This window comes from Devosia insulae DS-56 (assembly GCF_000970465.2).
In the GTDB taxonomy this organism is placed as follows: Bacteria; Pseudomonadota; Alphaproteobacteria; order Rhizobiales; family Devosiaceae; genus Devosia_A; species Devosia_A insulae.
The window spans coordinates 18,682-28,994 of record NZ_LAJE02000246.1 but is presented as its reverse complement, the minus strand read 5'-3'; the positions used below and the strand labels follow the sequence as shown (position 1 = coordinate 28,994).

The 10,313-nt window shown below is 65.3% G+C and carries 8 protein-coding genes; 1 reads left to right on the top strand and 7 read right to left on the bottom strand.

Annotated features, from left to right (window positions below; genetic code table 11):
* Positions 1 to 55: 55 nt before the first annotated feature.
* From VW23_RS17775 to VW23_RS17745, 7 genes are all read right to left on the bottom strand, one after another.
* Entirely contained in the window at positions 56 to 2,428 is a 2,373-nt protein-coding gene (locus VW23_RS17775) for an aldehyde dehydrogenase family protein (RefSeq protein WP_069910887.1), read from the bottom strand.
* Between the two features lie 171 nt (positions 2,429 to 2,599).
* A complete protein-coding gene (deoC, locus tag VW23_RS17770; RefSeq protein ID WP_069910886.1) occupies positions 2,600 to 3,637 on the bottom strand; it encodes a deoxyribose-phosphate aldolase in 1,038 nt (345 codons plus the stop codon).
* Positions 3,638 to 3,696: 59 nt separating this feature from the next.
* Complete coding sequence (locus VW23_RS17765; RefSeq protein WP_069910885.1) at positions 3,697 to 4,104, bottom strand: cytidine deaminase; 408 nt, start codon at positions 4,102 to 4,104, stop codon at positions 3,697 to 3,699.
* Positions 4,104 to 5,069 carry an ABC transporter permease gene (locus VW23_RS17760; RefSeq protein WP_069910884.1) on the bottom strand — a complete coding sequence of 322 codons (966 nt, stop codon included), beginning with the start codon at positions 5,067 to 5,069 and terminating at the stop codon, positions 4,104 to 4,106. Before VW23_RS17760 ends, VW23_RS17765 begins: the two co-directional genes overlap by 1 nt.
* 3 nt (positions 5,070 to 5,072) lie before the next feature.
* Positions 5,073 to 6,209 (bottom strand): ABC transporter permease, encoded by a 1,137-nt coding sequence (locus tag VW23_RS17755; protein WP_069910883.1) that lies wholly within the window; start codon positions 6,207 to 6,209, stop codon positions 5,073 to 5,075.
* Complete coding sequence (locus VW23_RS17750; protein WP_069910882.1) at positions 6,206 to 7,777, bottom strand: ABC transporter ATP-binding protein; 1,572 nt, start codon at positions 7,775 to 7,777, stop codon at positions 6,206 to 6,208. The genes VW23_RS17755 and VW23_RS17750 overlap by 4 nt, the downstream gene beginning before the upstream one ends.
* Positions 7,778 to 7,849: 72 nt before the next feature.
* The gene (locus VW23_RS17745) at positions 7,850 to 8,842 is read right to left on the bottom strand and encodes a BMP family lipoprotein (protein ID WP_069910881.1); all 993 of its coding nucleotides are present in this window, start codon (positions 8,840 to 8,842) and stop codon (positions 7,850 to 7,852) included.
* Positions 8,843 to 9,238: 396 nt separating this feature from the next.
* Between VW23_RS17745 and VW23_RS17740 the strand changes: the two genes are divergently transcribed.
* Positions 9,239 to 10,258: a substrate-binding domain-containing protein gene (locus VW23_RS17740; RefSeq protein WP_176730428.1), complete on the top strand. Its 1,020-nt coding sequence runs from the start codon at positions 9,239 to 9,241 to the stop codon at positions 10,256 to 10,258.
* Positions 10,259 to 10,313: the final 55 nt, after the last annotated feature.

Sequence of the window (10,313 nt, the reverse complement as noted above, 5' to 3'; positions counted from 1 at the left end):
CCCCTGGCCCCTCCCCGCAAGGGGGAGGGGGACGCCGGCTGCGCCCATCGTGCCCCTACGCCCCGTACGGAATCCACACGTTCTTCACCTGCGTCGCACGGCGCAGGAAGTAGTCGCCTTCGAACTTCGCCTTGTCACTCAAGTCATAGTAGAGGCCGCGGCTGGTCCAGGTTTGCTTGACGTTGCCGGCACTGGCCTTTTCGACCATGGCGGAGGTTTCGGCGTCGCCGGCGAACCAGATGGCGTCGATGCCGTCGTGTTCGGCGAGCGTCTTGGCCAGCACCTTGCTTTCGCCGGTGACGATGTTGAGGACGCCGGAGGGCACGTCGGAGGTCTCGAGCACCTGATAGAAGTCGGTCAGCGACAGCGGCGAGCGCTCCGATGGCACCAGCACCACGGTGTTGCCCATGGCGAGGGCCGGGGCGATGAGGGCAATCGAGCCGAGCAGCGGTCGTGACGGCGGAGCGAGGATGGCGATCGCGCCCAGCGCCTCGACCATGGCGGTCGCCACCATGCGCTGCGGCGGGTTGTGCACGGCGCCATCGTATTTGTCTGCCCAGCCGGCGAAGGCGAACAAGCGCTCGACGCTGGCGGCAACCTCGGCGGCGCCATCCTCACCGGTCTGCGCCTTGATGCGGGCAGCGAATTCGTCGGCCCGGTATTCGAGGTTCTCGGCAAGGAAATAGAGGATCTGCGCCCGGTTATGGGCCGAGGTTGTGGCCCAGCCGAGCGCCACGCGGGCGGCTTCGACGGCGTTGCGGATGTCCTTGCGATTGCCGTCGCCGACTTCACCGACGAGGGCGCCATTGGGGCCGTGCACCGGGCGGGAATAGCCGCTGTCGGGCCGGGCTTGCTTGCCGCCAATATACATCTTGGCCGTCTGGTCCACGCCACCCGCATCGTCGAGCGGATTGGCAGACTTGGCTGCCTTGGGCGTGGCGGCGACGAAGGGTTTCAACTCCTTCTCCCACTTTGCCTTCAGGTAGGAGACCATGCCTTCCTTGCCGCCTTCGCGGCCGAAGCCGGATTCCTTGTAACCGCCGAAGCCGACGGCGGCGTCAAAGTTGTTGGTGGAGTTGATCCACACCACGCCGGCCTTCAGCTTGGGTGCGATATCGAGGGCGAGGTTGACGTTCTCGGTCCAGATGGTGGCGGCGAGGCCGTAGCGGGTGTTGTTGGCGAGCGCCACCGCTTCCTCGGGGGTGCGGAAGCTCATCTCGACCAGCACCGGCCCGAAGATTTCCTCGTTGGCGACGGTGTTGGCGGTCGACACATTGGTGATCAGCGTCGGCTTGATGAAGCAGCCGCCGCCCGGCACGTCGATATCGGGCTCATAGAGCTGGCCGCCTTCGGCGACGCCTTTCTTGACCAGGTCGCGGACCCGTTCGACCTGCACCGGAGCGACCAGCGCACCGATATCCACCGCCTTGTCGAGCGGATCGCCGACCCGCAGGGTCGACATGCGCTTCTTCAGCTTTTCGATGAAGCGCTCTTCGATCGATTCCTGGACCAAGAGGCGCGAGCCGGCGCAGCAGACCTGGCCCTGGTTGAACCAGATGGCATCGACGAGGCCCTCGATGGCCGAGTCGATATCGGCGTCATCGAAGACGATGTAAGGCGACTTGCCGCCAAGCTCGAGCGACAGACCCTTGCCGGTGCCGGCCGTGGCGCGGCGGATGATCTTTCCCACCTCGGTCGAGCCGGTGAAGGCGATCTTGTCGATGTCAGGGTGGCCGGTGATGGCGGCGCCGGTATCGCCCTCGCCGGTGACGATGTTGACGACGCCCTTGGGCAGGTGCGCCTTGTCGCAGATTTCGGCGAACAGCAGCGCGGTGAGCGAGGTGAACTCGGCCGGCTTCAGCACCACGGTGTTGCCGGCGGCGAGCGCCGGAGCGATCTTCCAGGCCAGCATCAGCAGCGGGAAGTTCCACGGGATGATCTGGCCGCAGACGCCATAGGGCACGTGCTCGGGGAACTCGCGCTCAAGGTGCTGAGCCCAGCCGGCATGGTGGTAGAAATGCCGGGCCACCAGCGGGATATCGACGTCGCGGCTCTCACGGATCGGCTTGCCGTTGTCCATGGTTTCGAGCACCGCGAACAGGCGGGAGTGCTTCTGGATCAGCCGGGCGATGGCATAGAGGTATTTGCCGCGCTGGTAGCCCGACAGAGCCGACCATTTCGGGAAGGCAGCACGGGCGGCCTTCACCGCCGCATCGACATCGGCGGCGGTGCCGTCGGTGACGTCGGCGAGCTTCTTGCCGTTGGCGGGGTTCTCGGAGGCAAAGGTCTTGCCCGGCTTGGTCCAGGCGCCGTTGATGAAATGGCCGAACGTGTTGTCGTGCGCGGCGAGCCAGGCGAGCGCGACATCAGCGGACTCGGGGGCCGGGCCGTAGTCGAGGGAGGTGAAGATTTCAGCGATCTTGTTCATTGGTTCCTCCTTCGATCGAGCGTGGGGCCCACCCCTCATCCGCCCTTCGGGCACCTTCTCCCACAAGGGGAGAAGGCCACACCGCAACTGTCTCAGTCAGGCCTTCTCCCTTGATGGGAGAAGGTGGGCGAAGCCCGGATGAGGGTGGGGCCACAGACCCCAGCGTCCGCATCACACCATCGGCATACGATAGTCGGCGGCATAGTGCCCGGTCAGTGTGTGCTCCAACTGGCGCTCGATATCGGTCAGCAGCGAACTCGCACCGAAGCGGAACAGGTGCGGCTGCAGCCAGTGGGTGCCGAGCTCTTCCTTGATCAGCGCCATGTAGTCGAGCGACAGTTTGGCCGTGGCGATGCCGCCGGCCGGCTTGTAGCCGATCTCGATGCCGGTCTCCTCGTGGAACCAGCGGATCATCCGCACCATCGACAGCGAGGTCTGGAGGTTGGCGTTGACCTTTTCCTTGCCGGTCGAGGTTTTGATGAAATCGGCGCCGGCCAGCATGCAGACCAGCGAGGCCTTGGCGACATTGGTCTGCGTCGCCAGTTCGCCGGTGCCGAGGATGGTCTTGATGTGGGCATCGCCGCAGGCCCTCCGCATAGCGCGGACTTCGTCATAGAGCGCCTGCCAGTCGCCGCGCAGCACCATGCCGCGCTCGATGACGATGTCGATCTCGTTGGCGCCGTCGGCCACCGAAGCCTCGATCTCGGCGAGACGAGTGCTTAGCGGCGCGAGGCCATGAGGGAAGGCGGTGGAGACCGCCGCGACGTTGATGCCGGTGCCCTTGAGGGCCTCGACGGCGGTCTTGACGAAGGAGTGGTAGACGCAGACGGCGGCCGGTTTCACCTCGAGGTCGGCGACGCCGAGGCCGTCGATGATGTCCTGCCGGACCGGATGGCGGGCCTTGGCGCAGAGCCGTTCGACCCGGCCCGGCGTATCGTCGGAGTTGAGCGTCGTAAGGTCCATCAGGGTGATGGCCTTCAACAGCCAGGCGGCCTGCCAGTCCTTCTTCACCGTGCGGCGAGCCGGCAGCGTAGCGGCGCGACGTTCGAGCGCCGAACGGTTCATGCGAACGCGTTCGACCCAGTCGAGATCGAGCGGGAAGCCGGGATTGCGGCGATGGGAGCCAGCGGGCGACCCAGCGGGGTCTTTCGATTTCGCTGCGGCTGCAGGCTTGGTTCCGGCCGGTTGATCGACGACGCGCAATTCCATGGGATGGCCTCCTTGCCGCGGACCCTTAACGGGATTTTGCGGCACTTTGCTGACTGCCATTATCGGCCCAAAAACTCGGGGCCGAAAGAGTGTGGGAGAAGCTGGGCGATGGTCTGCTCAAGCGGCGTGCCGTCAATGCCGTGCGAAACGACGACGACATCCTGATCGGCGAACTCGCGGATGCGCTGGCGGCAGCCACCACAAGGGGTGACCGGCGTGACGCCCGGGCCAGTGGTGTAGACGCGCCTGATGCGTTTGGCGCCGCCGGCGAGCATGGCCGCAATAGCCGAGGGCTCGGCACAGTTGCCGACCGGATAGGCGGCGTTCTCGACGTTGCAGCCGACATAGATCTTGCCGTCATCGGCGAGGATGGCGGTGCCGACGTGGAAATTCGAGTAGGGCGCATAGGCCTTGGCGCGAACGGCTTCGGCAGCAGCCAGCAGCTGCGGGTCGAGCGGATGAGGCATCAGCGTTCCTTGGTGTAGGCGACGCCGCCAGCCTTGGGACCGACGGCCTTGCCGATGAAGCCGGCCAACAGGATCACCGTCAGCAGGTAAGGCAGCGCCTGGATGGCCTGCACCGGCACGCCGATGCCGAAGATCTCGGCGCCCTGCAGGCGGATCTGCAGCGCATCGAGGAAGCCGAACAGCAGGCAGGTGAACATGGCCGGTACCGGTTTCCACTTGGCGAAGATCAGCGCGGCAAGCGCGATAAACCCCTTGCCGGCGGTCATATTGTTGCCGAAGCCAGAACCCTGGGCGATCGAGAAGAACGCCCCGGCGAGGCCGCAGAGGAGCCCGGTGATCAGCACCGCCTGGTAGCGCAGCTTGATGACCGAAATGCCGGCGGTATCGACGGCCTTGGGGTTCTCGCCGACAGCCCGCAGCCTGAGGCCGAAGCGGGTGCGATAGAGCACCCACCAGGTGATCGGCACGGCGAGGAAGGCGACATAGACCAGGATGTTGTGGCCCGAGATCAGCTCGGAATAGATCTGGCCGAGGATCGGGACACCGGCGAGCTCATTGGCGAACGGCAGGTCGATGTTCTGGAACCGGCCGGTGACCGGGAGCTGCGGGGTGCGCCCGCCCTGCCCGAACCACTGGATGCCGAGGAAGGTGGTGAGGCCGGCGGCCAGCATGTTGATGGCGACGCCGGCGATCAGCTGGTTGCCGCGCAGCGTGATGGCGGCAGCGCCCTGGAGGCCCGCCGTGGTGATCGAGACAGCGAGGCCGGCGAGCAGCCCGAGCCAGACATTGGCGGTGACCGCGGCGACGGCGGCCGCAGCGAAGGCCGCGGCCAGCATCTTGCCTTCGAGGCCGATATCGAACACGCCGGCGCGCTCGGAATAGAGCCCGGCGAGACAGGCCAGCAGCAGCGGCGTCGACAGCCGGAGCGTTGCGTCGAGGGTGGAGAGGATGAGACCGAGATCCATGGCTCAGCTCCCCGACTTGACGCTGTTGGCTTCGATGGCGGCCGCCTTCTGGCGCGGCGACAGCGTCATGAAGATGCGCTGCAGGCCGGGGCGGAACAGCCCTTCCATGGCGCCGGTGAACAGGATGACCAGCGCCTGGATGACGACGACCATTTCCTTCGATAGCCCCGGGATGACGTATTGCAGCTCGTTGCCGCCCTGATAGAGCGCGCCGAACAGCACGGCGGCCAAGAGGATGCCGATCGGATGGTTGCGGCCCATCAGCGCCACGGCGATGCCGACAAACCCCGCATCGGCGACGTAGTCGAGCACCAGGCGGTACTGCACGCCGACCACCTGGTTGACCGCCACCATGCCGGCGAGCGCGCCGGACATGGTCATGACGATCATGATGATGCGGCTGTTCGACATGCCGGCATAGCGGGTGGCGGTCGGGTTCTGGCCCAGCGCCCGCATGGCGAAGCCGAAGCGGGTATGCCAGATCAGGATGTAGGCACCGACGAGGCAGATCAGCGCCAGCACCAGCGTGAAGTTGACGTCGGTATTTTTGAACCACGGGATGAAGGCGCCGAGTTTCGGCATACGGCCTTCGGGAGCGATCATCGCCGATTCCGGCGCGAGGATGCCGGCCGGCTTCAAGACGTTCACCACCATGTAGACCATGATCGCCGCGGCGATGAAGTTGAACATGATGGTGGTGATGACGACGTGCGAGCCGCGCTTGGCCTGCAGCCAGCCGGGGATGAAGCCCCAGAGCCCACCCACCGCCGCACCGGCGACTATGGCGATCGGGAAGGTGATCCACCAGGGCAGGAACTGCAGCGGCAGCGCCACCGCGATGACGCCGAGGCCGGCGATATAGGCCTGGCCGTTACCGCCGATATTGAACAGCCCGGCATGCGCGGCAACCGCCACGGCGAGGCCGGTGAACATGAAGTTGGTCGAGTAGTAGAGCGTGTAGCCGAAGTTATAGCCGTTGCCGAAGGCGCCGGTGACGATGGCATTGAGCGCCGCCAGCGGATCCTGCCCGATGGCAAGGACAACGAGGCCGGAAACGATGAAGGCCAGCGCCAGGTTGAGGATCGGCAGCAGGACCACATCGGCCCAGCGCGGCAGCGGTTTGAGGATGGCCGAGCTCATGGCGTCTCTCCCTCGGCCGCGACGCGCGCTTGTGGGGCTTTCCTGTCGGTGCCGCCCGCCATCATCAGGCCGAGTTCGCCTTCGGTGGCGGTGGCAGGGTCGGCTTCGCCGACGATGTGGCCGTCGAACATCACCAGGATGCGGTCGGCGAGCGAGCGGATTTCGTCGAGCTCGACCGAGACGACGAGGATGGCCTTGCCGGCATCGCGCATCTTGATGATCTGGTTGTGGATGAACTCGATGGCGCCGATATCGACGCCGCGGGTCGGCTGACCGACGATCAAGACGTCCGGGTTGCGCTCCATCTCGCGGGCGAGGACGATCTTCTGCTGGTTGCCGCCGGAGAAGTTGGCGGTCTTCAGCCGCTCGTTGGCGGGGCGAATATCGAACTTCTTGATGCGCTCGCGGGCCTGGGCCTGTGCGGACGGGATATCGAGGATGATGCCCTTGCCATAGGCCGGATCATCCTCGTAGCCGAGCATGGCGTTTTCCCACTCTTCAAAGGCAGTGATCAGCCCCATGCGCTGCCGATCTTCCGGCACGTGGGCGAGACCGGCCTTGCGGGCGCGATGCGCGCCGTCATCGCCTTCGAGCGACAGCGGCGTGCCCTTCAAACGGACAATGCCGCTCGTCTGGTCGCGCATGCCGGAAACGGATTCAAGCAGTTCGGACTGCCCGTTTCCGGCGACGCCGGCAATGCCGACGATCTCGCCGGCCCGCACGGTGAAGCTCACATCCTTGACGCGGGTGACGCCGAGGTCGTCCTTGACCACCAGGTTTTCGACCGAGAGGAAGGTATCGCCCGGCTTGGCGGCGGTCTTTTCGACGCGCAGCAGCACGCGGCGGCCGACCATCAGCTCGGCGAGCTGCTCGGGGTTGGTGTCGGAGGTCTTGAGCGTATCCACCATGGCGCCCTGCCGCATCACCGACACATAGTCGGTGATGGCCATGATCTCGCGCAGCTTGTGGGTGATGAGGATGATGGTCTTGCCCTGGTCGCGCAGGGTGCGGAGCACGCGGAACAGATCGTCCGCCTCGGCCGGGGTGAGCACGCCGGTGGGCTCGTCGAGGATCAGCACATCGGCGCCGCGATACAGCGCCTTCAGAATTTCGACGCGTTGCTGGGTGCCGACCGAGACGTCCTCGATGATGGCATCGGGATTGACGTCGAGGCGATACTCCTTGGCGAGGCGAGTCAGTTCCTTCTTCGCACGATCGAGGCTCGGGCCGAGCAGCGCACTGTCCTCGGCGCCGAGCACGACGTTCTCGAGGATGGAGAAATTATCGACCAGCATGAAGTGCTGGTGCACCATGCCGATACCGAGCGCCAGCGCGTGGCGGCTGTCGGTGATGGCATGCGGGGTGCCGTTGACGCGGATCTCGCCGCTATCGGCAGTGTAGAAGCCATAGAGGATGGACATCAGCGTCGACTTGCCGGCGCCGTTCTCGCCGACGATGCCATGCACCGAGCCGCGCCGGACCTTGAGGTCGATGTCCTTGTTGGCATGTACGGCGCCGAAGCGCTTGTTGATACCGATCAGCTCGATCGCCAGATCGGATTGAGCCAAGTCGGATGCAGCGGCCCCTTGGGACCGCTGCTGATTGTCGCCGTTCTGCACGGGTTCGGTCACGAGCGGACCTTACGGGCAGGTGTTGTCGGCAGTGTAGTCGTGGACGGTGATCTCGCCCGACTGGATCTTGGCCGAGAACGCGTCGACCTGGGCCTTGAGGGCGTCGTCGATCAGCGCCTTGTTGTTGTCGTCGAGGGCATAGCCCACGCCGTTTTCCTTGAGACCGAGCACGGTGAGGCCCGGCTTGAAGTTCGCATCGGTGAGCGCGCTCTGCACGGCGACGTCGACGCGCTTCAGCATCGAGGTCAGCACCGAGCCGGGGTGCAGGTAGTTCTGGTTGCTGTCGACACCGATCGAGAACTTGCCCGCGTCGGCAGCGGCCTGCAGCACGCCGAGGCCCGAACCGCCGGCGGCGGCGAAGACCACGTCGGCACCGGCGTCGAACTGCGCCTTGGTCAGCTCACCGGCGGTGACCGGGTCGTTCCAGGCGGCCGGGGTGGTGCCGGTGTAGTTTTCGATGATCTTGACGTCGGCCTTGGCGGCCTTCGCGCCCTGGGCGTAGCCGCAGTAGAACTTGTGGATGATCGGCACGTCCATGCCGCCCACGAAGCCCACGGTGCCGGTTGTCGACTTCAGCGCAGCGAGCGCGCCGACGAGGAACGAACCGGTGTGCTCGTCGAAGATGACGGACTGCACGTTCGGCGCCTCGACGACAGCGTCGATCACTACGAAGTGGGTGTCGGGGAACTCGGCGGCGACGGTGCCGAGCGCCGTGCCCCAGGAGAAGCCGGCCATCACGATCGGGTTGGCGCCCTGCGAAGCGAAGCGGCGGAGCGCCTGCTCGCGCTGGGCATCGTTCTGCAGTTCGAGATCGGTGAAGCTGCCACCAGTTTCCTTCTTCCAGGCCTCAGCGCCGTTATAGGCCGCCTCGTTGAAGGACTTATCGAATTTGCCGCCCAGGTCGTAGATGACCGCCGGATCGGCGAGCGCAGCACCAGCGGCGAGCACCGACAGCGCCACGCCAGCCGCGAGCGCAGAAATGCGCTTCGAAAAATAGTTCATGGATCAGTCTCCCTGTATCGCGTCCGGCAACGGCACATGCCGCCCTGACAGCCCGGCGCGTTGGGAGGAATACAATCCTGCAAACCGGCGCTCTGCAAGAGGGAGCTGCGCAAATTTTGACCAAGTGGGCAAAATTCGTGCGCAGAAGGTTTATGTCGATGCGGACCGGATTGCAGGCGCCCTGCTCCGCTGCGCCTGGCTGGTCACACGCCCTGCTTCGTCCGGGCCACTGGAACGCAGAAACCAGTTGTCCTTCGATCCGGAAGGCATTCACCGCTGTCGTGCCGACGACACATCCCCGTTGACAGCCAAATGTAACCGGTTACATTGCAGCAACTCCGCGCTGCGGAGGGGCGAAGCTCTGCATTTCGGCGGAGCACCCAAGGGAGGCTACAAGTGAAGAAAGTTCTCGTCCTCGCGGCGGCGGCTGTCGCGCTCATGAGCGGCACGGCGCTGGCCGAAACCTACAAGATCGGCCTGTCGAACGGCTGGGTCGGCTCCGAATGGCGCACCCAGATGATCGAAGAAGCCCAGGCGGCCGCGGCGGCCTGGAAGGACAAGGGCGTCGATGTCGAACTGGTGATCCAGAGCTCGGATGTCGACGTGCAGGGCCAGATCGGCGCCGTCCGCAACATGATCAATGAAGGCGTCAACGCCATCATCATCAACCCCAACAGCCCGACGGCGTTCGATCCGATCTTCGCCCAGGCCAAGGAAGCCAACATTCTCGTCGTCGCCACCGACGCCGAAGTGTCGTCGCCCGACGCCATCTATGTCGGCATCGACCAGACCGATTACGGCCGCAAGGGCTGCGCCTGGCTGGCCGAGACGCTCGGCGGCAAGGGCAATGTGGTGACCATCAACGGTGTTGCCGGCCACCCGGCCAACGAAATGCGCGCCACCGGCTGCAACGAAGCGCTGGCCGCCCATGCCGACATCAAGATCGTCAACGCCGCCAACGCCAACTGGGACCAGGCGCAGGGTCAGCAGACCATGCAGAACCTGCTTGCCACCTACCCCGACCTCAACGGCGTCTATGTGCAGGACGGCATGGCTGCCGGCGCCTGGCGCGCCATTGAAGCGGCCGGCAAGACCGCTTCGATCGCCGCCACCGGCGAAGTGCGCAAGGACTTCCTCGACCTGTGGTCGGCCGGCAAGTACAACTCCGCCGCTTCGGTGAACCCCCCGGGCGTTATGGCTTCGGCCCTCAACGTCGCCGTGCTCAAGCTGCAGGGCAAGGAGTTCAAGGACGGCATTTTCGGCGGTGTCTATGGCAACGCCATCTTCCTCGACATCCCCTTCATCGACAACTCGAACCTTGCCGACGCGGTCAAGGCCGCCGACGGCAAGCCGGGCCACTGGTCGGTGACGCAGGAACTGTCGGTCGAAGACGCCCAGTCGCGCTTCTTCAAGTAAGCTGGTGATCAGACCGGGCGCCCAGCGCGCCCGGTCGCCCTGGCCGCATCAGCAG